Origin of the sequence: Massilia sp. GCM10023247 (assembly GCF_042653325.1) — a bacterium.
Classification (GTDB): Bacteria; Pseudomonadota; Gammaproteobacteria; order Burkholderiales; family Burkholderiaceae_D; genus Telluria.
This window is the reverse complement of record NZ_JBHSIB010000011.1, coordinates 499534-524741: the sequence shown is the minus strand read 5'-3', so window position 1 is coordinate 524741 and position 25208 is coordinate 499534. Positions and strand designations below refer to the sequence as shown.

The following is a 25208-nucleotide window of genomic DNA, read 5'->3' as shown; positions in this document are numbered from 1 at the left end:
AGCCTAGCTCCTTGTGCCGTTCAGGGCAGTTGTACGCGCACCGTGCCGGTGACGTGGTTGCCGAGGGAATTCTTGCCCTGCAAGGACAGTTCGACGCTGCGCTCTTCAGGCAGGATGCTGCTCACCTGCCCGGACAGGGTCATGCTGTCGCCCGGATAGTTGGGCGCCCCGAGCTTGATCTTGAGCGTCTTCATGCAGCTCTCCGGACCGGCCCAGGACTCGACGAAACGCTGCACCAGGCCGTTGGTCGTGAGGATGTTCATGAATACGTGGGGCGAGCCGAGGGCGCGCGCCGCCTCCAGGTCGTGGTGGCCGGGGAAGAAATCGCGCGTGGCGATCGCGCCGCCGGCGATCAGGGGCACCGTGATCGGGATCTCCAGCTTCGGCAGCGCATCGCCGAGGCGCACGTCTTCAAACCGCTTGGTCTTCTGGGAGGTCATATTTCCAGCCTAAAGTGTTGTGGTCAGCAAGCCAGTCGCCCAGCTTTGCGAGGTTCTGGGCCGTGCCGCCCAGCGCGAGGCCAAGCGCGCGGCTCCAGAACAGGAAACGGTGGATGTGGAAGGAGGTGTCGACCCCGATCCCGCCGTGCACGTGCTGGGCCGCGTGGCCGACCCGGTGCCCGGCTTCGCAGGCCAGGGTGCGGGTCGACCAGGCCTGGGGCATGACGCCCTGGCCGGCGTCGAGCCGGTAGACCAGCTGGGCCAGCAGGCTGCGCAGCGCCTCGACCGCGATCTGGCCGTCGGCCATCTGCGCGGCCACCAGCTGGAAGGAGCCGATCACGCGCTCGAACTGGCGCCGTTCGGCGACATACTCGACGGTGCGCGCCAGCTGGCGCGTGCTCACGCCCAGCTGCAGCGCGGCCAGGCAGGCGATGGCGCGCGGCTCGAGCCAGCCCAGGGCCGCCTCGGCCAGCAAGCCGTCGACGCCGACCTCGAGCGCGTCGAACACCAGGTCGGCCACCGCCAGGTGGTGCTGGGTGGTGCCGGGCTTGCGTTTGACCGCCGGGTTGTCGAGGTCGACCAGCAGCAGGCGCTGCTTGCCCTCGAGGTCGACCGCCAGCAGCGCCCGCGCGGCCTGGGCGCCGAGCGGCACCGCGGCGGCGCAGCCGCTGATCCGGAAACCGCCGTCGATGCGCAGCGCGCGCAGGGAGGGGCCGCGCGCGGCGTACAGCGAGGCCAGCGAGAGCGCCAGCAGCTCGCGCTCCGGCGCCCCGCCCAGGACTTTCTCGCGCGCTGGCGGCAGGCCGAATTCGAGCACCGCCGCCAGGCCCAGCTGGTATTCCCACAGCGGCACCAGGGCCAGCGCGGCGCCCTGCTGCTCGAGCACGCAGGTGAGTTCTTCCATGCCCAGGCCCAGGCCGCCCTCGGCTTCCGGGACCACGATCGTGTGCAGCCCGGCGGCCACGCACTGGCGCCACAGCGCTTCCATGTAGGGCGCGCCGCCGGCATCGTGGCCGCGCAGCTGCTCGTCGCCGCAATAGTCGGCGAACAGGGCCTGCGCCGTGTCGGCGAACGCGCGCGCGTCCTCGCTCGGTTCGAAGTTCATGCCGGCTCCTTCGCGTCACGCTCGGCCACCGGCCGGAACTGGGGCAGCACCAGTTCGTCGTCGAAGGTGTGGAATTCGACCTGCACGGCCTGGCCGATGCGGATCTCGCCGGGCGCCACGCCGATCAGCTGGGCAACCAGGCGCGTGCCTTCCTCGAGCTCGATCAGGCCGATCGGGTTGGGCGTATCGAAAGGCGGCACTTCCGGGTAATGCATCACCACGAAGGAATACACGGTGCCGCGGCCGGAGGCCTCGAGCGTGTCCCAGTCGAAGGAGTGGCAACTCGGGCAGACCGGTCCCGGCGGGTGGCGCAGGCTCTGGCAGCAGGTGCAGCGCTGGATCAGGAGCTTGCCCTGCTTCACGCCGTCCCAGAAGAAGCGGTTGTCGTCGCTGATGCCCGGCTGCGGGCGCTTCGGTTTCGGCCGCGCGGCGGGTGCGGCCTCCGGTGCGCTGGCGGCCGGCGCGCCGGCCGGCTTGAATTTGAAGACGCGAAACAGCAAGGTGCCGACCCGCTCGTCGCCGCCGTCGGCCGCCGCGCCGCGCGAAAAATACGTCATCACCAGGGTCACGAAAAAGCCCGTGCCCAGGCCGGTCGTCTTCTGTTCGCTGATCGACTCCAGGCGCGTCGTGTAATAGAGCTGCTCGCCCTCGCGCACGGGGCGGTCGAATTCGAGTTCGGAATTGACCGCCACTACCGAGGGGTAGCCCTGCGCCTCGATCAACACCAGCGCTTCGTAGGGGTTTTCCGTGGTCGAGCCGGGCGGGTAGTTATTCAGGTGCATGCCTTCCATGCACCAGACCTGCAGCATCGCAGGCGGCGCCACCAGGGCGCCGTGCGCCGACTCGGCGGCATATCGGCGGTCGGTATAGGCCGGGTTCTCGATCCCCATGACCTCGCACCAGTGGCGCACCATCGGCGCATTGACCGGGTCCCAGCTGTCGACGCGCCCGTACTCCTTGCCCACCAGGGCGCGCACGTCCTTCATCCATTCTTGATCAAGCAAGACTTCCTCCTTAGAACATCGCTTCGCTGATCCGGGCCAGCTGCGCCGGTACCGTGTCTCAGGCTTTCAATGTAAAGAAGGGGCCACGCCCGCACCACGTCCATTAGGACGATATCCGGGCGCCGTCGCGGTCGGGCATATCGTTCAAACGGAGTATGCGCGGCGCGCGCGGCGGGAGAATAATCGTCGAGCGCCGCGCCAGCGGGTCGCGTTCTATTCTGGAGGAATAATGGCAACATCAAAAGATTATCGACTGGGAGACTTCACCTTCCCGCGCGGCTGGTTCATGATCGCGGACGCGGAGGAACTCAACACCCACAAGCCGCTCGCCGTGCGCTTTTTCGGCAAGGACTTCGCGCTCTACCGCGGCCGCGCCACCGGCAAGGTGGTCCTGCTCGATGCCTACTGCCCGCACATGAAGACCCACCTGGCGGCGCCGAACAATACCTCCTACGTCGTGCTCGACGGCGGCGGCAGCAACGTCGAGGGCGACAGCATCCGCTGTCCCTACCACGCGTGGCGCTTCGGCCCCGACGGCAAATGCGACGACATCCCCTACCACCAGGGGCCTATCCCCGCGGCCGCCTGCGTCAAGTCCTGGACCGTGGTCGAGAGCCTGGGCGCGATCTGGGTCTGGCACGATCCGGAAGGCGGCGCCCCGGAATGGGGGCACCCGACGCTGGCCCAGTGGGACGACCCGTCCTGGGTGCGCTGGAAGTACGACCACCTGGGCGTGCTCAACCAGCACCCGCAGGAAGTGATCGACAACATCTGCGACTACAGCCACCTGGGCCCGATCCACGGCTCGACCGTGCAAAAGTACGAGAACGAATTCGCCGGCCACCTGGCCACCCAGCGCCAGTGCGGCCCGCACCGTACCCTGGTCGCGGCCGACGGCGCCAGCCCGATCCTGCACACGGTCACCACCTACCACGGACCGGGGGTGCTGATCTCGGACCTGACCGGCATGTTCGAGGCGATCCTGATGATCACCCACACCCCGATCGACGACGGTTCGATCAAGGTCTGGCACGCGCTGATGGTCAAGTCGCCGGGGAACAATGCCCGCGTGACCCAGCCCGACACGATCGCCGCGCGCCAGTTCCAGGAGTCGAGCCGCCTGGCCTTCATGCAGGACTTCGAGGTCTGGACCAACAAGGGCCCCTGCCTGAACGGCCTGTTCCTGCCGAGCGACGGCCCCTTCATGAAGGCGCGCATCTGGTACAAGCAGTTCTACAACCCGCGCGCGCGCAAGCAGGAGTTCCTCGACCAGTGCGAGGGCATGTACGTGCCGCGCGGGATGGTCGCCTACACCGAAGCGGAGCTGGCCGAAAGCTGAGCCGCAAGGCCGACACGACAACGGCGGCCACTGGCCGCCGTTTTTCATGGAAGCGCTGGAAGTTCAGCGGACCGCCGCGCTGCGCCCGGCCATGCGACCGAAGAAGGTCGAGTCGCCCAGCGACAGGCCCGAGCTGTAGCCTTCGCCCCAGCGCGGCAGGCCGCAGGCGGTGCGCCCGGCCGCGTACAGACCGGCGATCGGCGCGCCGTCGGCGTCGAGCACTTCGCCGCCCGGCAGCGTGGCCAGCCCGCCGAGCGTGAAGGCGTGGGCCGGCATGTCGCCCGGACAATAGCTGAGCGCGGCGAACGGCGCCTCGGTGAGCGGGCGCAGCCACTCGGCGGCCTTGTGGAAATACGGGTCGCGCCCCTCGGCCGCGTGGCGGTTGAATTCCTCGACCGTGTGCACCAGCGCGCCTTCCGGGATGCCGAGTTCCTGTTCCAGCTCGGCCCAGTTGTCGGACACCGCGGCCACCGTCACGTCCGGATGGATCAGCGGCCGCCCGAAGATGGCGTTGTCGACCAGCAGCCAGACCCGCCCTTCCGGCTGGCGCAGCACGTAATGGGCGACCCGGCCGTGGTAGGCATCCTCGTTGATCAGGCGGCTGCCGCGGGCATTCACGAAGATGCCCTTGACCAGCGACTCGGGCGGGAAGAACGGCAGGGTAGCGAAGAACTGGTCCATGTGGATGGCGGCGGCGCCCGCGCCGATCCCGAGGCGGATGCCGGAACCGTCGTCGTTGCCCGCCGTGACCAGTTCGCTGCAGGCCAGGGCCGCCGGCGTATAGCGGGCGACCATCTCGCGGTTGGCGATGAAGCCGCCCGCGCACAGCACCACGCCCCTGCGCGCGCGCACGAAGCGCTCGGCGCCGTCGATGCGCACCACCAGCCCGGCGACCGCCCCGCCGGCGTCCAGCACCAGGGTCAGCGCGCGGCTGTTGTAGTGGGCGCTGGCACCGAGGCGCAGCGCGTTGCCGGCCAGGTGCTCCATCATGATCTTGCCGGCGCCCCAGCCCGGCATTTGCGTGGCGTGGCCGCGCGGCGCCGGCCTGGCGGCCGCCGAGAACGGCCAGGACTGCTCCGAGCCGGACCACAACAAGGTGTCGTCGCCCAGCGGTTCGACCACCTTGCCCGGCACGTAGCTGCCCTTGAAGGGCACGCCCTGTTCCTGCAGCCAGCGGAAATGGGCCTCGGCCCCTTCCGCATAGAGCCGGGTGCGGTCGGCGTCGGCGCCGGGGCCGGCCGCCATCATCAGGTAAGTATATAAATCCTCGGTGGCGTCCTCGAAGCCGGCCGCGCGCTGCACCGAGGTGCCGCCGCTGCCGCCGGCATACACTTCGCCGCCCGAGAGCGCGGCGCTGCCCCCGGCGGCGGCCGCGACTTCGAAGATCGCGACCTCGGCGCCGGCGCGACGCGCCTCGATCGCGGCGCAGCTGCCGGCCGCGCCGAAGCCGACCACGGCGACGTCGGTCTCGATATCCCACTGTGTGACTTCACCGGCGCGCAATGGCCGGGACGGCGAATACGCTGTTCCCATCTGGCTTCCCCTGGTTGTGCGGGCAAGCGGCCGCAGCCGCGGCGCGGACCCGCGGCTGACGAACTACGATTGAAAGAACAAACGGCTGACGGTATCGACCACGCAGCCGGGGCGCTCGCTGCCCTCGATCTGGACCGTGACGCGCACCGTCAGCTGGACCCCGCTGCCCTGGGCCTCGGCGCGCAGCACCTGGCCGTGGCCGCGCACCCGCGCGCCGGCCTTCACCGGGGCGGGAAACCGCACCTTCTCGCAGCCGTAATTGACGCCCATCTCGAGCCGCTCGTAGGCGATCAGCTGGGGCAGGAAGCAGTTGGCCAGCGACAGGGTCAGGTAGCCGTGCGCGATGCAGGCGCCGAACGGGCCTTCCCTGGCGCGCTCGGGATCGACGTGGATCCACTGGTGGTCGCCCGTGGCCTCGGCGAACAGGTCGATGCGCGCCTGGGCTATCGTCATCCAGGGCGTCACGCCCAGGTCCAGGCCCTCGGCGGCCATGACCGCCGCCACGCTGTCGAAACGGTGGGTCATGGCGCGCTCACGCATGCTGGGAGCTGACCGACACCACTTCGCCGGTCATGTAGGAAGCGTAGTCGCTGGCCAGGAACACCATCACGTTGGCCACTTCCCACGGCTCGGCGCCGCGCCCGAACGCTTCCCTGCTGGTGAGTTCCTCGAGCAGGGCCTCGGGCGCGGATTTTTTCAGGAAAGCGTGCAGCGCGATCGAGGGCGCCACCGCATTGATGCGGATACCGAATTCGGCCGCCTCCAGCGCGCTGCAGCGGGTCAGCGCCATCACGCCGGCTTTCGCCGCCGCGTAGTGGGCCTGCTCGGCCTGGGCGCGCCAGCCCAGCACCGAGGCGTTGTTGACGATCACGCCTCGTCCTCTCGGCTGCATCGCCTTGAGCATCGCGCGCGTCATGCGGAAGGTGCCCGTCAGCGTGGTGTCGATCACCCGGTGCCATTCGTCGTCGCTCATCTCGGTCACGAGGCGCGAGCCGCCCAGGCCGGCGTTGTTGATCAGGATGTCGACCCCGCCGAGCTGCTCTTCGGCGGCGGCGACCAGGGCCTGGACCTGGTCTTCGCGGGTGACGTCGCACACCTGGCCGTAGACGGCCTGCAGGCCGGTCGCCTCGCGGATCGTGGCGACCGCGTCGGCCAGGCGCCGTTCGTGCACGTCGGAGACGAACAGGGCACGGCAGCCCTCTTCCGCGCTGCGCCGCGCGACGGCGAGGCCGATGCCGGCGCCGGCGGCGGCCGTGACGAGGACGGATTTGCCGGCCAACAGGCCATGCGGTGCGACATATTCGGGTGCTGGTTTCATGGGAATCGAAAGGGTTGTCGGAAAATTCAATGCTCGGGCAAGCGCCGCGCGCGGGCATCGTCCCGACGGACGATGGCGGCGCCGGCGTCCCCCTCCTCCCAGCCCAGTTCGCGGCGGATCTGCTCGATGCCGGGCGGCGGACCCTTGGCCTGGCGTCGCGCGCGCAGCCAGGCACGCACCGCCTCCTTGCACGGACGCCCGGACTGCTCGACGGCGGGGGTGGTCTTGGGCACGCTCAGGCCGCCGCTGCCGGGGCCAGCGCCCGGCTGCGCACCAGTTCCTGCAGGTCGATCATGCCGGGCCTGGCGGCCAGCGCCGCGCCCTCGGCGCTGGTGGCCAGCCACAGCAGGGCCGCGCCGATCGCAGCCGGCGCCATCGCGCCATGCCGCTGCTCGAGCACGCCGCCGTCGCCGAGCGTGGCCGTCACCGCCTCGGTGCTGACCAGGCCCGGGTTGACGCTGAAGGCGCGCATGCCCTGGGCGCCGTGCTCGAGGTTGATGCAGCCCGACAGGCGCGCCAGCGCCGCCTTCGAGGCGCCGTAGGCGAAGCCCCAGCCGCCGGCGTTCGCCGCCACCGGCGGATCGTAGCGGGCCGCGCCCGAGCAGACGTTGATGACCTGGCCGCCGCCCTGGGCCAGCATGGCCGGCAGCAAGGCCTGCATCAGGTGGAAGGGCGCGACGACGTTGCCCTGCAGGGTGCGTTCCAGGCCGGCCGGGTCGAGTTCGGCCAGCATCGCATTGATCTCGCGGTCCTGGTAGACGGCATTGTTGACCAGCAGGTCGACGCGGCCGTAATGGGCCAGCACGGTGCCGGCGGCGGCATCGATCGAGGCCGGGTCGAGCAGGTCCATCGGCTGGGCGAAGACCTCGGCGCCGGCCGCGCGCACGGCTTGCGCGGTGGTATCGAGGCTGCCGGACAGGGTGGCGCCGTCGGGCCGGCGCAGCTGGTGGGCCAGGGCCTGGCCTTCGGTCACGGTACGGGCGGTGATGGCCACGCGCCAGCCGGCGCGGCCGAAGGCGAGCGCGGTGGCGGCGCCGATGCCGCGGCTGGCGCCGGTGACGAGTACGACGGGAGAGCTTGTATTAGTGGACATGGCCGGCCTTTCAGTTCGGGCTGTAAGCAGGGGCGCTCATCGATTCCAGCGACGAGCGATAGGGACGGATCGCCATCCAGTAGAGGACCACCGAGGCCAGCATCAGGCACATCACGCCGGCCAGCGCATAACGCAGGCCCTCCTGGCCGAAGCGCGGGATCAGCTGGTCGCTCATGAAGCCGGTGACCAGCGGGCCGAGCCCGAGGCCGAACATCGTGAGGAACAGGTTCAGGGTGGCGGCGGCCACGCTGCGCTGGTTGGCGGCGACCATGTGGCTGATCGCGCTGTAGGACAGGGCCGGCCACCAGCTGGCGAAGAAAGCGAAGGCAAAGGCGAAGGCGATCGCATGCGGCACCAGCAGGCTGCCGACCGCCCAGGCGCTGCCTGCCGGCCACATGAAGAAGGCCAGCGCCGCCGGAATGCTGAGCGCCACACCCGTCAGCGGCAGGCCGATCTGCCAGCGCTGGTCGCGCCTGACCAGGCGGTCGCACAGCAGGCCGCTGAACAGCGAGCCGGCCACCGAACCGATGCCGCCGATCACGCCGAAGATCAGGCCCGCATGGGCGATCGACATGCCGTGGGTGCGCACCAGGAAGCTCGGGGTCCAGACCGCGTAGCCGTAACCGGACGCGCCGGCGATGCCGCAGGCCAGGCAGACATAGCGGAAGGCCGGGATCTTCAGGAGCGCCAGCACCTGCGACTTGCTGGTGCCGGCGGCGGCCTTCGACGGCGCCGCCTCGAAGGCGCCGCGTTTCGGTTCGCGCACCACCAGCCACACCAGCAGCGCCAGCAGCACGCCGGGCGCGCCGAACCAGAGGAAGGTGGCGCGCCAGCCGTAGTGCTGGGCGATCCAGCCGCCCAGCGCCAGCCCGACCAGCGCGCCCAGGTTCGGTCCCATCATGAACAGCGAGATCGCGAACGAGCGCCGCTCCTTCGGATACATGTCCGAGACCAGCGCGATCGAGGGCGCCATGCCGCCGGCCTCGCCGACCGCCACCGACATGCGCGCCACCAGCAGCACCCAGAAGCTTTGCGCCATGCCGCACACCATGGTCGCGGCGGACCAGGCGGCGCAGCACACGGCGACGATATTGCGGCGGTTGCCGCGGTCGGCCAGCACCCCGACCGGGATCGCCAGGCCGGCGTACAGCACGGCGAAGGCCAGGCCGGTCAGCAGGCCGACCAGGGTATCGGAGACCCCGAATTCCGCCTTGATCGGCTCGATCAGGACGGCGACCACGGTGCGGTCGACAAAGGAAAAGACGTAGACCAGGGCCAGCAACGCAAGGCTGAGGTGGGTACGGGCAGGGACGGGAGCGACGGTGGGCTTGAGCATGGGCGATCAGGGTTTTACTGGGTTGACCTGCGAAAAAACCATGGACCTATAGTCGCGGCGGCGCCCGGCGCCCACATCGTCCTTTTGGACGACGCTGCGAAATGCGTCTGGCCATACGGTTCGTATCTCGTCACGGCAGAAGAAAAAGGAGACCGCATGTCCACGTACCCCCGCATCCCGCATATCCCACGCTTCGCGCATGAGCCGTGCCATGGACTTTAATCTCGACGCCGACGGCCAGATGATCCGCGAGGCGGCCGAGACCTTCCTCGCCGAAAAAAGCGATTCGCCCGCCGTGCGGCGCGCGATCGACCAGGGCGGCGGCCACGATGCCGCCCTGTGGGAGGTGCTGCGTAGCGAACTGGGCTGGTGCGGCGTCGCGATTCCCGAAAGCGCCGGCGGCATGGGCCTGGGCCAGGTCGAGCGCGCCCTCCTGATGGAGCAGCTCGGGCGGCGCCTGGCCTGCGTGCCCTATCTCGGCAGCGCCTGCCTGGCGACCGACGCCCTGCTGCATGCGGCCGCGCCGGGTGCCGCCGCGCCCTGGCTGGCCCGGCTTGCCGAAGGCAGCTTGGGCGCCGCCCTGGCCCTGCCCGGCCCGGCCGGCTGGGATGCGCAGGCCTGCGCGTTTACCGCCACCCGCACGCCAGAGGGCTGGCTGGTTGCCGGCAGCGCGCCTCAGGTGCTGGGCGCCTGCGAGGCCGGCCTGTTGCTGGTGCCGGCGCGCCTGTCCGGCGACGCCGGCGCCTTCGGCCTGTTCGCGCTCGCCCCGAACGCGCCCGGTGTGCGCGTGAGCGTCCTCGCCACCCTCGACCCGACGCGCCGCATCGCCCGCGTCGAGCTGGCGCAGGTGGCCGTCGGCGAAGACGCCCGCCTCGACGCCTCGCACGATCCCGCCCGTTTCGCCGCCGGCATGGCAACCGTTACCAGCCTGGCCAGCCTGGCGCTGGCGGCCGAGCAGATCGGCGGCGCCTGGCAATGCCTGGACCTGACCACCCGCTATGTCGCCGAGCGCCACCAGTTCGGGCGCAGCATCGCCTCCTTCCAGGCCGTCAAGCACCGCTGCGCGCAAATGATGGTCGCGCTCGAATCGGCCCGCTCGACCGTCTATGGCGCGGTGCGCGCGGCCGCCCTTCCCGGCGCCGACCTGGCCCTGGAAGCGGCCAGCGCCAAGCGCGCCGCGAACGCCGCCTATTTCTTCTGCGCCCAGGAAGCGATCCAGCTGCACGGCGGCGTCGGCTTTACCTGGGAATACGATCCGCAGCTCTACTTCAAGCGCGCCCAGGCCTCGCGCGCCTGGTTCGGCGACGACGCATACTGCGAGACCCTGCTCGGCGCGCGCCTGCTGGACCCGCTTCCGGAGCCGGAGTCGGGTCCGGAAGCGGGTCCGGACGACAGCGCCGACGGGCGCCTGCGCGCCGAAGTCGCCGGCTGGATGGCGGCCCACCTGACCGGGCCGTATGCGCCGCTGCGCCACCGCGGCGCGCCCGGCGACGAGGACGCCTTCCCGGCCGAACGCAAGCAGTGGGAAGCCGAACTGGCGCGCGCAAGCTGGACCTGCGTCGGCTGGCCCGAGAGCGCGGGCGGGCGCGGCCTCTCGCTCGGCCAGCAGGTGATCTTCCACGAGGAATATGCGCGCGCCGGCGGACCGGGGCGCCCCGGCCACATCGGCGAAGGCCTGATCGGCCCTACCCTGATCGCCTACGGCACCGAGGACCAGAAGGCGCGTTTCCTGCCCGGCATCCGCAACGGCACCACCTTCTGGTGCCAGGGCTATTCGGAACCGAACGCGGGCTCCGACCTGGCCAACGTCCAGACCCGCGCGGTGCAGGACCCGGCCAGCGGCGACTGGATCGTGCATGGCCAGAAGGTCTGGACCTCGCTGGCCCACGAGTCGGACTGGATCTTCGTGCTGGCGCGCTGCGAACCCGGCTCGCGCGGCAACCGGGGCCTGATCTTCCTGTTGATGCCGCTGCGCCAGGAAGGGGTCGAGATCCGCCCGATCCGCCAGATCAGCGGCTCGGCCGAATTCAACGAAGTCTTCTTCGACGGCGCGCGCGCCAGGGCTGCCGACGTGGTCGGCGCGCCCGGCGAAGGCTGGAAGATCGCGATGGCCCTGCTCGGCTTCGAGCGCGGCGTCTCCACCCTCGGCCAGCAGATGCACTTCCGCCACGAGCTCGACATGGTGGCCGCGGCCGCGCGCGACAGTGGCAAGGTCGGCGGCAGCCTGGACGATCCGGCCATCCTGCGCCGCCTGGGCGTGGCCTACGGCGGCCTGCGCACGATGCGCTACAACTCGCTGCGCACCCTGTCCGGCGCCGATGATGGCCAACTCGGCCAACTGAGCCATGCAGGCCTGATCTACAAGTACTACTGGTCGAACTGGCACCGCGACCTGGGCGAGCTGGCGGCCGATGTGCTCGGCGCCGAAGGCAACTTGGTCGACCCAGGCGACCTGCGGCGCAGCCAGCTGCAAAGCCTGTTCCTGTTCAGCCGCTCGGACACGATCTATGCCGGCACCAACGAGATCCAGCTCAACATCATCGCCGAGCGCGGGCTCGGCATGCCGCGCGAGCCGCGCGGCGCGTAGTACCGGCGCACACCGGCGCGCCCACGAGGCGCCCTGGCCCGCGCTCTTGTTGCACCGCTTTCGCATCGATCGGCCGCGGCCATCCTCGCAGCGCCCCCTTTAGTCCGCATGGACGATGGTGCGCTGCGCGCGATGCCTAATGATGAGCCGTGTCCGTCTTATTCCGCTCGCATAAAACCAAGGAGACTACATGCAGCAATCCGCCACACCCGAATTCAGGCTCACCCTGCTTGCCGGCGCGCTCTGCGCCGCCTTTGCCGCGCCCGTCCAGGCGCAGGAGACCGACGTCGCCGCCGCTGATCCCACCGCTGCTCCCGCCGCTGCTCCGGCCCCGGCCGCGGCCCGCGGCACGTCCGACGACGGCATGCAGGTCGTCGTCGTCACCGCCCAGAAGCGCAAGGAAAAGCTGCAGGACATCCCGATCGCGGCCACCGCCGTGACCGGCCTGGACCTCGAACGGCGCGGGGTGGCCAATGTGGCCGACCTCGGCTCGATCGCGCCCAACGTCAGCGTCTCGCACGCGCCGGGCAACAGCACCTCGGCCCAGATCGCGATCCGCGGCTCGGTCACCATCAACCCGGCGCTGTACTGGGAGCCGACGGTGGGCATGTATGTCGATGGCGTCTATTCTGGCAAGACCCAGGGCGCGGTGCTCGACCTGGTCGACCTCGAGCGGGTCGAGGTGCTGCGCGGCCCGCAGGGCACGCTGTACGGCCGCAACACGATGGCCGGCGCGATCAACTTCATCACCCGCAAGCCGTCAGGCGAACTGGGCGGATCGGTCTCGCTCGACCTGGGCAACTACAACGCGCGGGTCGGCAAGGCCAGCCTCGACCTGCCCCAGGTCGGCATCTTCAAGGCCAGCATCGGCGCCCGCGTCGACAAGCGCGACGGCTGGGTCAAGACCACGCCGGGCAGCTCGGTGACGGAAATGAATGACCGCGACGGCAAGTCGGCGCGCGTCGCGATCGATGCCCAGGCCACGCCCGATCTGCTGCTGAGCTACCGCTACGACTTCACGCGCGCCAAACAGAACGGCAACTTCTCGCAGATCGTCCAGTCCGATCTGCCGATCCCCGGCGTGATCGTCTCGCCCAAAGGCCGGGTCGACCTCGCCAGCGTCGACGGCCCGCAGATGGAAGAGATGAAAGTCTACGGCAATGCGCTGACGGCCGACTGGAAGATCAACGACAGCAACACCATCAAGTACACCTGGGCCGACCGCAAGCTGGACTGGGACGACACGCTCGACCTGGACGGTTCGCCCATCCAGCTGGTCAACATCGGGCGCTTCTCGACCTACCGCCAGCGCTCGAACGAACTGCAGCTGATCGGCAGCGCGGGCAAGCTGTACTATGTATTCGGCCTGTTCGACTTCGAGGACAGCGGCAATACCAACAATCCGCAATCCTTCTTCTTCGGCAGCTCGGTCTTCGATTCGCGCTACGGCTTCACCACCGACACCCAGTCCGCCTATGGCCAGGTCGACTACCAGCTGACCGAGCGCCTGAAGCTCACCGCCGGCTTCCGCCATACGCGCGAGGAAAAGACCATCGACCGCTTCCTCAACGGCGGCGGCGCCTTGATCCCGGCCGGCACCACCGGCTCGGCCGACTTCAAGTCGAATACCCCTTTGGTGAGCGCCGCCTACAAGATCAGCGAGCGCTTCAACGTCTACGCCAAGTACGCCGAAGGCTTCAAGAGCGGCGGCTTCAACGGCGAGGCCAGCAGCGTGGCCGAGACCCTGACCCCGTTCCGGCCCGAGCAGCTCAAGTCGGTCGAGCTGGGCTTCAAGTCGAGCTTCGACGGCGGCCGCACCACCATCAACGGCGCCGTGTTCCAGAACCGCACCACCGACCTGCAGGAATCGATCTTCACCGCCGAAGGCGCGGCCGGCTCGAACATCCGCAATGCGGGCAAGGCCACCACGCGCGGCCTCGAACTCGAACTGGGCATGCGCCCGACCGAGGACCTGCGCCTGACCGCCAGCTACGGCTACCTGCACGGCAAGTACGACGAGTTCATCGAGCTCGGCGTCGACGTGGCCGACAACCGCGCCATGGTGCACACCCCGAAACACAGCGTCAACCTGATGGCCGACGCCGTCCTGGCGCGCCGCGACTACGGCGTCTGGCGCCTGCTGGCCGACTATTCCTTCATCGATGCGCACTATACCTACCCCTACCAGCTGCGCCAGACCGACCCGACGATGCCCGTCGCCGGCAATACCCTGGTCGCGGGCGCCGGCTTCCTCAACCTGCGCCTGTCGCTGGCCGGCCTGAACCTGGGCAGCACCCGCGCCGAACTGGCGCTGTGGGCGCGCAACGCGCTCGACAAGGAACACATCGGCAACTACATCGACTTCGGCCCCGGCTTCGGCAACCTGCGCCAGGCCTATTACGCGCAGCCGCGCACCTTCGGCGTGTCGCTCAAGGCCACGTTCTGACCGGCGGGCGCCGCCCGAGGCGCCCGTTGTTTGGGCCGCGCCGCTGGCGCGGCCTTTTTTTGGGCCATCGCCTCGATCAAAGGGCTCGCCTGGCGGCGGCCCTGGAGACCTTGCGGCACGCATATGCCCGACCGCGTGGACACGCGTGTCCACCCTGCGCAATCGGCGCCAGACGATCGTTCGCGAACGGCACAAAAAAAGCCGATGCGGAGCATCGGCCTGAAAGGAAGACGACGTAACGCTTACACGAAGGGATCGGCGTTCGGCATGCCCAGCATCACGGCGCCATGCGAGCGCGCGTAGGCGTCGGTATTGTTGGCGATGTGCCCGCGCGACTGGTAGATGTCGCGCAGGATGCGCTCGACCGGATTGGTTTTATAGGTGCCGGAGGCCGCGCTGGCGCGCAGCAGTTCGTCGACGCGCTGGGCGCACTGCTTGGGCACCTGGGCCGCCTGGGCGCGCTGCATCAGGCGCTCTTCGACCGGCATCCGTTCGCCGCTGATCGCGCAGTCGACGATGCGGCCGAAATTGCGCATCAGGACCAGCTTGAGCGCGTCGACCGTCATCATCGCTTCCGACACGGCGATCTGGGCGTTCGGGTCCTCGGCGGTCTTGCCGCCGTGCTTGCCCACGTGGGCAGCGGCGCGGCGCCGGAAGTCGTCGATCGCGCCCTGCAGGGCGCCGATGCAGGCGCTCGACACGGCGCGCTGGAACACCTGGGTGAAGGGAATCCGGTACAGCGGCGCCGTGTTCAGGGCGCGGCCCGGGCAGCCGGCGTCGCTGTGGTCGTTGGTGCGCTGGGTGTGGTGCTCGGGCACGAACACGTTATCGACCACGATGTCGTGGCTGCCGGTGGCGCGCAGGCCCAGCACGTCCCAGTTGTGCTCCACCTTGAAATCGGACGCCGGCAGCAGGAAGGTGGTGTGCTCGAAGCCGGGCGTGCCGTCGCGTTTCGGCAGCAGGCCGCCCAGGAAGATCCACTGGCAGTGCTCGACGCCGCTCGAGAATTGCCAGCGGCCCGAGAAGCGGTAGCCGCCCTCGACCGGCTCGGCCTTCCCGACCGGCATGTAGGTCGAGGCGATCAGGGTCGCGGAGTCCTTGCCCCAGACATCCTGCTGCGCCTGTTCCGGGAACAGCGGCAGCTGCCAGTTATGGACCCCGATCACGCCATAGATCCAGGCGGTCGACATGCAGCCCTCGGCCAGCGTCATCTGGACCTGGTAGAACACGCGCGGGTCGAGCTCGTAGCCGCCCCAGCGGCGCGGCTGCAGCACGCGGAACAGGCCGGCCTCCTGCATTTCCCGGATGGTCTCGTGCGGGACCATGCCGGCCCGCTCGGCATCGGACGCGCGCGCGGCCAGCTTGGGCACCAGCGCGCGCGCGGCCTCGATCAGCCGGACCGCGTCGGGGGTCATATAGGATTGGTTCATTCTGGTCATGCCGTACTCCTCGTTGTCCATAGTGTTGGTCGCCGCGCTGCATTGGCGGGGGCGTAGCGACGATGGTGGCACCGGCCCGCCCCGTCCTCATCGTCTGACCGGACTACCGGCGAGGTAGTCCAATCGGCCGATTCCGCCCCCGCGCAACTGTCGCAAGCTATCCCGACTTATGGACAACGAGGAGAGCAGCGTGGACCAATCCAGGGCATTCGATGCGGGCGACTTCCGCAAGGCGCTCGGCCATTTCGCCACCGGGGTGACCATCGTCACCACCCGCGGCGAAGACGGCGCGGCGATCGGGATGACGGCCAACAGCTTCAACTCGGTCTCGCTCGATCCGCCGATGGTGTTGTGGAGCCTGGCCAAGAGCGCGCGCAGCCTGCCCGCCTTCGCGCGCGCGTCGCACTGGAACGTGCACGTGCTGGCCTGCGACCAGGAGGCGCTCTCGAACCGCTTCGCGCGTGCCGGCGAGGACAAGTTCGGCGGCCTCGCGCTCGACCCCTGCCCCAGCGGCATGCCGCTGCTGCCCGGCTGCAGCGCGCGCTTCCAGTGCCGCTCGGCCTTCCAGTACGAGGGCGGCGACCACATCATCTTCGTCGGCGAAGTGATCGATTACGACCGCAGCCCGGCGCCGCCCCTGCTCTACGTCACCGGCCAGTACGCGGTCGCCGCCCACAAATGCGGCCCGGTCGCCGGCGCCGGCCCAGGCCCTGATGCGGCCCAGACCGGCGCCTTTTCGGAAGACATGCTGGGCTACCTGCTGGGCCGCGCCCACTACCAGTTCATGGCGCGCTTTCGCCCCGCGCTAACCGAGACGCGCCTGTCGGACGCCGAGTTCTTCCTGCTCTCGCTGCTGAGCGTGCGCCAGCCGCTCGGCGCCGCCGAGATCGCCGCCCACATGGCCTATACCGGGGTCGAGCTGACGCCGGAGGCCCTGCAGGCCGCCTGCGCCCGAGGCCTCTTGCAGGTGCAGGCCGGCGGATTCAGCCTGACCCCGGCCGGCAACGACGCCATCCTGCACGTGCTGGCCGCGGCCAAGGCGGTCGAGGCCGACCTGAGCGCCGGCATGGGCCCGGTGCAGGCCACCGCCTTGCGCAACCTGCTCAAGACCCTGGTCAGCGCCAGCGACCCGGGCCTGCCCAAGCTGTGGCCGTAGCCTCGCACAGCGCGCCGCCCCACTTCCACTTCGACCAAAGGACAACATGGACCAGCACTCTCCCATCCCCGTCGGCCGCTTCGCCGACATCGGCCAGGGCCAACAGATCCACTACCACGACAGCGGCAGCGGCGAGGCCGTGATCTTCCTGCACGGGGCCGGCGCCGGCGCCAGCGGCTACAGCAATTTCAAGGGGAATTTCCCGGCCTTCGCCGAAGCCGGCTTTCGCTCCATCGTGCCGGACCTGCTCGGCTACGGGCTTTCGAGCAAGCCGGACCTGCCGCAGTACGACCTCGATTTCTTCGTCGACGGCGTCAAGCGCCTGGTCGACGCCCTCGGCCTGAAAAACATCACCCTGCTCGGCAATTCGCTGGGCGGCGCGGTGGCGCTCGGCTATGCGCTGGCCCATCCCGAGGACGTCAGCCGGCTGGTGCTGATGGCGCCCGGCGGCGTCGAGGACCTCGACACCTACCTGGCCATGCCCGGCATCGCCAACATGTTCGCCGTCTACCGCTCGGGCCTGACCGGCATCGAGGCCATGCGCGCCGTGATGCGCATGCAGCTCTACGACCCGTCGCTGCTGACCGACGCCATCCTCAACGAGCGTGCGCCGATCGCGGCGACCCAGACCGAGGCGGCGCGATCGGTGCTGAAAGTGCCGAACATGACCGCGCGCCTGGGCGAGCTGCGCTGCCCGGTGCTGGCCTTCTGGGGCATGGACGACCAGTTCAACCCGGTCGGCGGCGCCGACAAGCTGATGGCGCATTGCCCCGAGATCCGCACCATCCTCGTCAACCGCTGCGGCCACTGGGTCCAGGTCGAGCACCAGGCCATGTTCAACCGCATGTGCATCGACTTCCTGAAGAACGGATGACGCGCCATGAACCATGAGCTCATCGAAGCGCTGGGCGAGGAACTGTTCCGCGCCTGGCAGACCCGCGAGACCATCCGCCCGGTGTCGGCGCGCCACGCGGCCCTCACGCTGGAAGACGCCTACCACGTCTCGCAGTCGGTGCTGCGCCGGCGCCTGGAAGGCGGCGAAGCCCTGGTCGGCAAGAAGATCGGCGTCACCTCGCGCCCGGTGCAGGAAATGCTTGACGTGCACCAGCCCGATTTCGGCTTCCTGCTCGACAGCATGGCCTACCCGGACGGCGCCACCGTCAGCCTGGGGCAGGCGCGCCTGATCCAGCCGCGCGCCGAGGGCGAGATTGCCTTCTGCCTGAAGCAGGACCTGCACGGCAGCAACCTGACCCGCGAGGACGTGCTCGACGCCACCGAATGGGTGGCGCCCTGCTTCGAGATCGTCGACTCGCGCATCCACAACTGGGAAATCCGGATCCAGGACACGGTGGCCGACAACGCCTCCTGCGGCGTGTTCACGGTCGGCTCCCTGCGCACGACCCCGCGCTCGCTCGACCTGGCCGCCGCCCGCATGGAACTGCGCCGCAACGGCGAACTCGTGTGCAGCGGGCTCGGTTCGGCGGTCCAGGGCCATCCGGCCGAAGCGGTTGCCTGGCTGGCCAACACCCTCGGCCGCTTCGGCATTCCGTTCCGCGCCGGCGAACTGATCCTCTCGGGCTCGCTCGCGGCGCTGGTGCCGGTCCAGGCCGGCGACGCTTTCGCGATGCACATCGAAGGCCTGGGCGGCTGCGCGATCAACTTTATCCACTAGGTGACCTCCATGAAGAAAATCAAATGCGCCCTGATCGGGCCGGGCAACATCGGCACCGATCTCCTCTACAAGCTGCAGCGCAGCAGCGTGCTCGAACCGGTCTGGATGGTCGGCATCGACGCCGGCTCCGAAGGCCTGCAGCGCGCCGCCGCGATGGGCCTGAAAACCAGTTTCGAGGGCGTCGACGGCCTGTTGCCCCACGTCGAGGCCGACGAGATCCGGATCGCCTTCGACGCCACCAGCGCCTATGCCCACGCCGAGCACTCGGCCAAGCTGACCGCGCTGGGCGTGCTGATGATCGACCTGACCCCGGCCGCGATCGGCCCCTTCTGCGTGCCGCCGGTGAACCTCGACACGCTGCTGGGCACGCAGAAACTGAACGTCAACATGGTCACCTGCGGCGGCCAGGCCACCATCCCGATGGTGGCGGCCGTCTCGCGGGTGCAGCCGGTGGCCTACGGCGAGATCGTCGCCACCGTCTCGAGCCGCTCGGTCGGCCCCGGCACCCGCAAGAACATCGACGAATTCACCCGCACCACGGCCGGCGCCGTCGAGCAGGTCGGCGGCGCCAAACAAGGCAAGGCGATCATCGTGATCAACCCGGCCGAGCCGCCCCTGATCATGCGCGATACGGTCCACTGCCTGACCGAGGACGAGCCGGACCAGGCCGCGATCACCGCCTCGGTGCACGCGATGATGGCCGAAGTGCAGAAATACGTGCCCGGCTACCGCCTGGTCAACGGCCCGGTGTTCGACGGCAAGCGGGTCTCGGTCTACCTGGAGGTGACCGGCCTCGGCGACTACCTGCCGACCTACGCCGGCAACCTCGACATCATGACCGCCTCGGCGGCGCGCACCGCCGAACTGTTCGCCGAACACATGCTGGCTGAATCGCCTGCCAACGCGCCGGCCGCCGCGGCCCTGGCCGACTAATCGAAAGGACTACCATGACACTCAAGGGCAGGAAGATCACCGTTCACGACATGACGCTGCGCGACGGCATGCACCCGAAGCGCCACCTGATGACGCTCGACGAGATGCGCACCGTCGCCTGCGGGCTCGATGCGGCCGGCGTGCCGCTGATCGAGGTCACCCACGGCGACGGCCTGGGAGGCTCCTCGGTCAACTACGGCTTTCCCGCGCATAGCGACGCCGACTACCTGGGCGCGGTGGTGCCGCTGATGAAGCAGGCCAAGGTATCGGCGCTGCTCATTCCCGGCATCGGCACTGTCGACCACCTGCGCATGGCCAAGGATCTCGGGGTCGGCACCATCCGCGTGGCCACCCACTGCACCGAGGCCGACGTCTCCGAGCAGCATATCGGGCTGTCGCGCAAGCTGGGGCTGGACACGGTCGGCTTCCTGATGATGGCGCACCTGAACTCGCCCGAGGGCCTGGTCAAGCAGGCGCGCCTGATGGAGAGCTATGGCGCCAACTGCATCTACGTCACCGACTCGGCCGGCTACATGCTGCCCGAGGACGTGCGCGAGCGCCTGCAGGCGGTGCGTGACGCCCTCAAGCCCGAGACCGAGCTGGGCTTCCACGGCCACCACAACCTGGCCATGGGCGTGGCCAATTCGATCGCGGCGATCGAGGCCGGCGCGACCCGCATCGACGCCGCCGCCGCGGGCCTGGGCGCCGGCGCCGGCAACACGCCGATGGAAGTGCTGGTCGCGGTCTGCCACCGGATGGGGATCGAGACGGGCGTCGACGTCTACAAGATCTCGGACGTGGCCGAAGACCTGGTCGTACCGCTGATGGACCACCCGATCCGCATCGACCGCGACGCCCTCACCCTCGGCTACGCCGGCGTATATTCGAGCTTCCTGCTGTTTGCCAAGCGCGCCGAGAAAAAGTACGGCGTGCCGGCGCGCGACCTGCTGCTGGAACTGGGCCGCCAGGGCATGGTGGGCGGCCAGGAAGACATGATCGAGGATACCGCGATCACGATGGCGCGCACCCGCGCCGCCGCCTGACACACCGAAGCACGGCTGCGGCATGCCGCAGCCAATAAAACAGCCGGGGGACGCTGCGACAGCGTCCCCCGGCTTTATTGTTCTCCGCGCCGGCCGGCGACGCCGCGCCGGCGCCTCCCCTACGCGGCGCGGAAGCGGTACAGCCCGTCCGCGTCGAGCGTGCGCACCAGCTCGCCGGCCGCGCACAACCAGGCCAGGTGGGCCATGGCTTCGCCGAGCGCCATCATGCTGTCGGCGCCGCCGCGCAGTTTCGGGAACATCGCCTGCATCACCTCGTAGGCGGTGCGCGCCTGGCCGTCGGCGAAGCGCAGGCGCAGCACGCCGAACTGCTGCTCGTGGTGCTCGCGCAGCTGGCGCAGGCGCGGGTGCAGGCCGCGGAAGACCTTGTGGTGCGAGGGCAGCACCAGCGTGTCCGGCGCCAGCGGCGCAAGGCGCTCGAGCGAATCGAACCACAACTGCAGCGGATTGGCCTCCGGCTCGAGCGAGGACACCGAGACGTTCGAGGTGATCGTCGGCAGCACCTGGTCGCCGGCGATCAGCAGGCGGTCCGCGGCGCTGTACAGGCAGGCGTGCTCGGGCGAGTGCCCCTCGCCGATGATCACTTCCCACTCGCGGTCGCCGATCCGGAGCCGGGTGCCGGCGCGCAGGCGGCGGAAGCTGGTGGCGGCCGTGTTCCGGTAGGTGTGGCTGCCGATGGCCGCCAGCATGCTTGCCGTCGTCTCCGCCGGCATGCCCGAGCGCGCATAGAAGCGCTGCTGGGCCGGCGGGGGCGGATCCGGCATCGGGCTGGCGGACAGGCGGAGCATGAAGAATTCGCCGTGCGTCATGTAGAGCGGCACGTCGTAGGTCGTGCTCAGCCAGTGGGCCAGCCCGGCGTGGTCGCTGTGGAAGTGGGTGCAGAGCACGGCCTTGAGCGGCAGGCCGTCCAGCTGGGTGGCGCACAGCTGCTGCCAGAGGGCGCGCACCGGCTCCGAGTCGAGCCCGGTGTCGACCGCCCACCAGCCGTCGCCGTCGCGCAGCAGGTAGACGTTGACGTGGTCGAGCGACATCGGCATCGGCATGCGCGCCCACAGGATGCCGGGCGCGACCTCGACCACCGAGCCGTCCGCCGCCGGCGGCGCCAGCGGGTAAGTGAGCAGCGGCGTGCCGAAGGCGCGCGCCATCGAATCGGGCGTCAGCGGCACATAGGTGCCGGCCTGCTCGTCGCGCACATACAAGGGGTCCGTTACCAGCCGGCTGTCGTAGCCCTCCTGCTGCAGGCGCACCTTGCGCAGCTTGAAGGTCGAGGTCATGTCGGCGTTCGAGGACACCCGCACGAACAGCGGCAGCGCGTAGTGCGGCAGGCGCGCCCTGGTGAGGGCGAAGAAGGCGTCCGGATCGAAGGCATGGCCCTCGCACATCACGATCGAGGCCATGCCGGCGCGTCCCTCGTGGCCCGGCACCTGGACGCCGTAGATGGCGATGGTGTCGACCCCGGGCGCGTCGGCCAGGCTGTCGGCCACTTCGAAGGTCGAGACGTTCTCGCTCTTCCAGCGGTAGGTGTCGCCGATCCGGTCGACGAAATAGCAATAGCCCTCCTCGTCGTAGCGCAGCAGGTCGCCCGAGGACCACCAGGCGTCGCCCGGCTCGAACACGTCGCGCAGGATCTTCTTCGCGGTCGCCTCGGCCGAGGTATAGCCCTCGAAGCGCCCGGCCACCACGTCCGGGATGTCGAGGATGCGGCCCAGGGCCTCGCCGGTTTCGCCCGGCTGGCAGACGATGCAGGCGCCGTTGGCGTCGCGCGGGTAGCTGTCGGTGTCGACGTCGTAGCGCACGATGCGCAGGTTGGTTTTTTCCCAGTACGGGATGCGGCCGCAGGAGCCGAGCCGGTTGTCGACGTTGATCGTGTTGGTGTTCGACTCGGTGGCGCCCCAGCCCTCGAATACCTGGAGCGGGCCGAAACGGTCGATGAACTGCTGCCAGACCTCGACCGACAGGCCGGCGCCGATCATCTTGCGCAGCCCGTGGTCGCGGTCGCCCGGCTGCGGCGGCTCGGTCAGCAGGAAGCGGCAGATCTCGCCCACGTACTGGCAAATCGTCACCCGGTAGCGCCGCACGTCGTTCCAGAATCCGCGCCGGCTGAACTTGCGGCGCAGCGCCAGGGCGGCCCCGGCCGCGAACGCGGTGGCCGCGGCAGACAGCGAGGCCGCGCCGTGGTAGAGGGGAAGGAAGCAGTAGAAGCAGTCCTCGCCGCTCACCTCCATCGTCACTTCCATCACGTCGGCCGTGATCAGCCAGCGCGCGTGGCTGATCACCGCCGCCTTCGGCAGCCCGGTGGTGCCGGAGGTGAAGATGTAGACCGCCGGGTCTTGCGCGACCAGGCCGGCGCGCCACTCGAAAGGAGGATTGCCGCGCGGCGCCGAGGCGGCCGCGGCGCCGAGGTCGAATTCGCACAGGGCGCGGCGCGCCAGGTCCGGGTTCTCCGGGTCCTGCCACAGCCAGTAGCGCGCCAGCCCCTCGAGTTCGGGACCCTCGAAGTTGGCCAGGCATTCCTCGCCGACCACCACCAGGGCGGCGCCGGCGGCGCCCAGCGCATGGGCCATTGCCTTGCCGGCGACGTTCGTGTTGAGGAAGGCGACGGTGGCGCCCAGCTTGGCCAGGCCGAGCCAGGCGAACAGGAAGCCGGGCCGGTTTTCCAGGCAGATGGCGACCACGTCGCCGCGCCGCACGCCCTGGGCGCGGGCTGCGTGCGCCACCTGGTTGACCTGCGCATTCAGGTCGGCATAGCTGTAGGTCTCTTCGCCGAAATACAGGCAGGGCCGCTCGGCGAAGCGCTGCGCGCATTCCTCGATGCGCTCGGCGGTGCAGTAACTCTGCGATGCGCGGTGGCGCCCGGCCTGGGCGGCGCGCAGGTCCAATTTGGCCTGGGTCGCATCCCGGCTCACGTACGCATGTTGCGCAAGATTGTTCATCGAAGTCTCTTTCCGGTGGGTGAAGAAAGGCCGCAGGATGCTCAGGCGGCGCTGTTGGCGGCCGCCAGGAAGGCCGGCTTTTCGCCGCCGCCGTGCAGCAGCAGGTTGGTGCCGCTCATGTAGGCCGCGCGGGGCGAGGCGACGAACAGGCAGGCGTTGGCGATGTCGGCCGGGTCGGCCATGCGGCCGGCCGGAATGGTGGCGCCGACGGCGGCGATGCCGGCCGCGTCGCCGTAATGCAGGTGCGATTGTTCGGTCTGGACCAGGCCCGGGCTGACCGCGACCACCCTGACCTTGGGCGCCCATTCGACGGCCAGCGAGGACACCAGGCTCAGCACGCCGGCCTTGGCGGCCCCATAGGCGGCGGTGCCGGGCGACGGGCGCAAGGCGCTGACGCTGCCGATGAAGACGATGACGCCGCCGCCATTGGCCTGCATCAGGCTGTTGGCCGCCTGCGCCAGGTGCAGCGGGGCCAGCAGGTTCAGGCGCAGGATGCTTTCGTGGAAGCGCGGCGAGGCGGTCGCGGCCTCGGCGTAGGGACTGCCGCCGGCGTTGTTGACCAGGACGTCGAGCCGGCCATGGCGCGCGGCGATGCCGTCGACCAGCTGCTGCACCGCCTCGGCGTCGCGCACGTCGCAGGGGACAAACTCGGCGCTGGCGGCACCGAGCGCCGGCAGGGCTTCGGGCCGGCTGCGCCCGCAGACGACGACATGGGCGCCGGCAGCGAGGAAGGCTTCGGCGATGCCGCGGCCGATGCCGCGGGTGCCGCCGGTGATGAGGACGACTTGGTTCTTGAAGCAGGCGGAATCGGTCATGAAGTGTTCTCGTCGCAGTAACAGGTAGGCCTACTGTAGGAGGCCTACCCTGCCTGCGGCTACGTCCGAAAGGACGATGTTGGCGCGGCCCGCGGCGCCGATCATGGGGCCACTGCCGCCGCCTTTCCCGCGCGCGCGGCGCCATCCATGAGGAACGCATGAACAGCCGCACCGACAGCCGCACCGACAGCCACAGCGAGGCCCCGGCCGCGCCGGAATTGACCATCGAACGCCCGCGCGAGGGCGTCGCCCTGCTCTGCCTGAACCGTCCCCAGGCGACCAACGCACTGAGCCTGCAACTGCAGGCCCTGCTCTCGAACGCGTTCCGCGAACTCGGCGCAGACCCCGCGGTGCGGGTGATCGTCCTGACCGGGGGACCGGCGGTGTTCGCCGCCGGCGGCGACATCAAGTCGATGGCCGGCGCCGGCCCGATCGAGATCATGGCGCGCCATACCGAGCGGGTCTGGGCGCCGATCGCCGACTGCCCGAAGCCGGTGATCGCCGCCGTCTGCGGCTATGCCTATGGCGGCGGCAACGAGCTGGCCATGCACTGCGACATCATCGTCGCCGGCGAAGGTGCCCGCTTCGCGCAGCCCGAAATCCGGATCGGGATCATGCCCGGCATCGGCGGCACCCAGCGCCTGGTGCGCGCGGTCGGCAAGGCGCATGCCATGCGCATCCTCCTGACCGGGCAGCCGGTGGCGGCGCGCGATGCCTGGCAGATGGGCCTGGTGAGCAGCGTCGTGCCCGACGAGCAGGTGCTGCCCGAGGCGCTGGCGATGGCCGCGACCATCGCCGCCATGCCGCCGCTGGCGGTGCAGCAGATCAAGGAAGTGGTGCTGGCCGGGATGGACGCCCCGCTCGAGGTCGCCCTGATGCTCGAACGCAAGGCCAACCAGATCCTGTTCGCCAGCCGCGACCAGAAGGAAGGGATGGAAGCATTCGTCGAGAAGCGACCGGCGCGTTTCGAAGGGCGCTAGCCGGCCCGGCAGGCAAGG

The 25208-nt window shown here is 69.6% G+C and carries 21 protein-coding genes and 1 pseudogene; 10 read left to right on the top strand and 12 right to left on the bottom strand.

From position 1 onward, the window contains the following. Positions 1 to 20 precede the first annotated feature (20 nt). From ACFPAH_RS12700 to ACFPAH_RS12690, 3 genes are read right to left on the bottom strand one after another with little or no spacing between them, the layout of a single operon-like run. Positions 21 to 440: a MaoC family dehydratase gene (locus ACFPAH_RS12700; RefSeq protein ID WP_379745611.1), complete on the bottom strand. Its 420-nt coding sequence runs from the start codon at positions 438 to 440 to the stop codon at positions 21 to 23. Beyond that, positions 412 to 1545, bottom strand: coding sequence for an acyl-CoA dehydrogenase family protein (locus tag ACFPAH_RS12695; RefSeq protein ID WP_379745607.1), 1134 nt, complete (start codon positions 1543 to 1545; stop codon positions 412 to 414). The genes ACFPAH_RS12700 and ACFPAH_RS12695 overlap by 29 nt, the downstream gene beginning before the upstream one ends. Beyond that, positions 1542 to 2549 (bottom strand): bifunctional MaoC family dehydratase N-terminal/OB-fold nucleic acid binding domain-containing protein, encoded by a 1008-nt coding sequence (locus tag ACFPAH_RS12690; protein WP_379745603.1) that lies wholly within the window; start codon positions 2547 to 2549, stop codon positions 1542 to 1544. Before ACFPAH_RS12690 ends, ACFPAH_RS12695 begins: the two co-directional genes overlap by 4 nt. Before the next feature lie 229 nt (positions 2550 to 2778). On the opposite strand from ACFPAH_RS12690, the gene ACFPAH_RS12685 reads away from it, so the two are divergent. Continuing rightward, positions 2779 to 3888 (top strand): Rieske 2Fe-2S domain-containing protein, encoded by a 1110-nt coding sequence (locus ACFPAH_RS12685; RefSeq protein WP_379745599.1) that lies wholly within the window; start codon positions 2779 to 2781, stop codon positions 3886 to 3888. Between the two features lie 63 nt (positions 3889 to 3951). Here ACFPAH_RS12685 and ACFPAH_RS12680 read toward each other — a convergent pair whose 3' ends face one another. From ACFPAH_RS12680 to ACFPAH_RS12655, 6 genes are all read right to left on the bottom strand, one after another. Next, positions 3952 to 5421: an FAD-dependent oxidoreductase gene (locus ACFPAH_RS12680; protein WP_379745595.1), complete on the bottom strand. Its 1470-nt coding sequence runs from the start codon at positions 5419 to 5421 to the stop codon at positions 3952 to 3954. Positions 5422 to 5484: 63 nt separating this feature from the next. Beyond that, positions 5485 to 5946: a MaoC family dehydratase gene (locus tag ACFPAH_RS12675; protein ID WP_379745592.1), complete on the bottom strand. Its 462-nt coding sequence runs from the start codon at positions 5944 to 5946 to the stop codon at positions 5485 to 5487. 7 nt (positions 5947 to 5953) lie between these two features. Then, positions 5954 to 6739 (bottom strand): SDR family oxidoreductase, encoded by a 786-nt coding sequence (locus tag ACFPAH_RS12670; protein ID WP_379745589.1) that lies wholly within the window; start codon positions 6737 to 6739, stop codon positions 5954 to 5956. Positions 6740 to 6765: 26 nt separating this feature from the next. Further along, positions 6766 to 6972, bottom strand: coding sequence for a hypothetical protein (locus tag ACFPAH_RS12665; protein WP_379745586.1), 207 nt, complete (start codon positions 6970 to 6972; stop codon positions 6766 to 6768). Between the two features lie 2 nt (positions 6973 to 6974). Further along, positions 6975 to 7832, bottom strand: coding sequence for an SDR family NAD(P)-dependent oxidoreductase (locus ACFPAH_RS12660; RefSeq protein WP_379745583.1), 858 nt, complete (start codon positions 7830 to 7832; stop codon positions 6975 to 6977). A 10-nt stretch (positions 7833 to 7842) separates the two neighbouring features. Beyond that, positions 7843 to 9168 carry a spinster family MFS transporter gene (locus tag ACFPAH_RS12655; RefSeq protein WP_379745580.1) on the bottom strand — a complete coding sequence of 442 codons (1326 nt, stop codon included), beginning with the start codon at positions 9166 to 9168 and terminating at the stop codon, positions 7843 to 7845. Positions 9169 to 9367: 199 nt separating this feature from the next. Between ACFPAH_RS12655 and ACFPAH_RS12650 the strand changes: the two are divergent. The 3 genes and pseudogenes from ACFPAH_RS12650 to ACFPAH_RS12640 form a co-directional block, all read left to right on the top strand. After that, positions 9368 to 10498, top strand: a pseudogene (locus tag ACFPAH_RS12650) (acyl-CoA dehydrogenase family protein); the annotation flags it as partial. Positions 10499 to 10600: 102 nt separating this feature from the next. Then, positions 10601 to 11755 carry an acyl-CoA dehydrogenase family protein gene (locus ACFPAH_RS12645; RefSeq protein WP_379746018.1) on the top strand — a complete coding sequence of 385 codons (1155 nt, stop codon included), beginning with the start codon at positions 10601 to 10603 and terminating at the stop codon, positions 11753 to 11755. Between the two features lie 190 nt (positions 11756 to 11945). Beyond that, complete coding sequence (locus tag ACFPAH_RS12640) at positions 11946 to 14201, top strand: TonB-dependent receptor (protein WP_379745577.1); 2256 nt, start codon at positions 11946 to 11948, stop codon at positions 14199 to 14201. Between the two features lie 242 nt (positions 14202 to 14443). On the opposite strand, the gene ACFPAH_RS12635 is transcribed toward ACFPAH_RS12640, so the two are convergent. Then, entirely contained in the window at positions 14444 to 15631 is a 1188-nt protein-coding gene (locus tag ACFPAH_RS12635; protein ID WP_379745574.1) for an acyl-CoA dehydrogenase family protein, read from the bottom strand. Positions 15632 to 15830: 199 nt separating this feature from the next. Between ACFPAH_RS12635 and ACFPAH_RS12630 the strand changes: the two genes are divergently transcribed. Genes ACFPAH_RS12630 through dmpG form a run of 5 tightly spaced genes read left to right on the top strand, consistent with a single transcriptional unit; the run spans position 15831 to position 20444 of the window. After that, entirely contained in the window at positions 15831 to 16796 is a 966-nt protein-coding gene (locus ACFPAH_RS12630; RefSeq protein WP_379745571.1) for a flavin reductase, read from the top strand. Between the two features lie 46 nt (positions 16797 to 16842). Then, the gene (locus ACFPAH_RS12625; RefSeq protein ID WP_379745568.1) at positions 16843 to 17670 is read left to right on the top strand and encodes an alpha/beta fold hydrolase; all 828 of its coding nucleotides are present in this window, start codon (positions 16843 to 16845) and stop codon (positions 17668 to 17670) included. A gap of 6 nt (positions 17671 to 17676) precedes the next feature. Next, a complete protein-coding gene (locus ACFPAH_RS12620) occupies positions 17677 to 18468 on the top strand; it encodes a fumarylacetoacetate hydrolase family protein (RefSeq protein WP_379745565.1) in 792 nt (263 codons plus the stop codon). Between the two features lie 9 nt (positions 18469 to 18477). Continuing rightward, positions 18478 to 19401 (top strand): acetaldehyde dehydrogenase (acetylating), encoded by a 924-nt coding sequence (locus tag ACFPAH_RS12615; protein WP_379745562.1) that lies wholly within the window; start codon positions 18478 to 18480, stop codon positions 19399 to 19401. Between the two features lie 14 nt (positions 19402 to 19415). Beyond that, positions 19416 to 20444, top strand: a complete 1029-nt coding sequence (dmpG, locus tag ACFPAH_RS12610; RefSeq protein ID WP_379745559.1) for a 4-hydroxy-2-oxovalerate aldolase — start codon at positions 19416 to 19418, stop codon at positions 20442 to 20444. Between the two features lie 119 nt (positions 20445 to 20563). On the opposite strand, the gene ACFPAH_RS12605 is transcribed toward dmpG, so the two are convergent. Continuing rightward, complete coding sequence (locus tag ACFPAH_RS12605; protein WP_379745556.1) at positions 20564 to 23395, bottom strand: long-chain-acyl-CoA synthetase; 2832 nt, start codon at positions 23393 to 23395, stop codon at positions 20564 to 20566. A gap of 41 nt (positions 23396 to 23436) precedes the next feature. After that, a complete protein-coding gene (locus ACFPAH_RS12600) occupies positions 23437 to 24210 on the bottom strand; it encodes an SDR family oxidoreductase (protein WP_379745553.1) in 774 nt (257 codons plus the stop codon). Between the two features lie 158 nt (positions 24211 to 24368). Between ACFPAH_RS12600 and ACFPAH_RS12595 the strand changes: the two genes are divergently transcribed. After that, the gene (locus tag ACFPAH_RS12595) at positions 24369 to 25190 is read left to right on the top strand and encodes an enoyl-CoA hydratase-related protein (protein WP_379745550.1); all 822 of its coding nucleotides are present in this window, start codon (positions 24369 to 24371) and stop codon (positions 25188 to 25190) included. Positions 25191 to 25208: the final 18 nt, after the last annotated feature.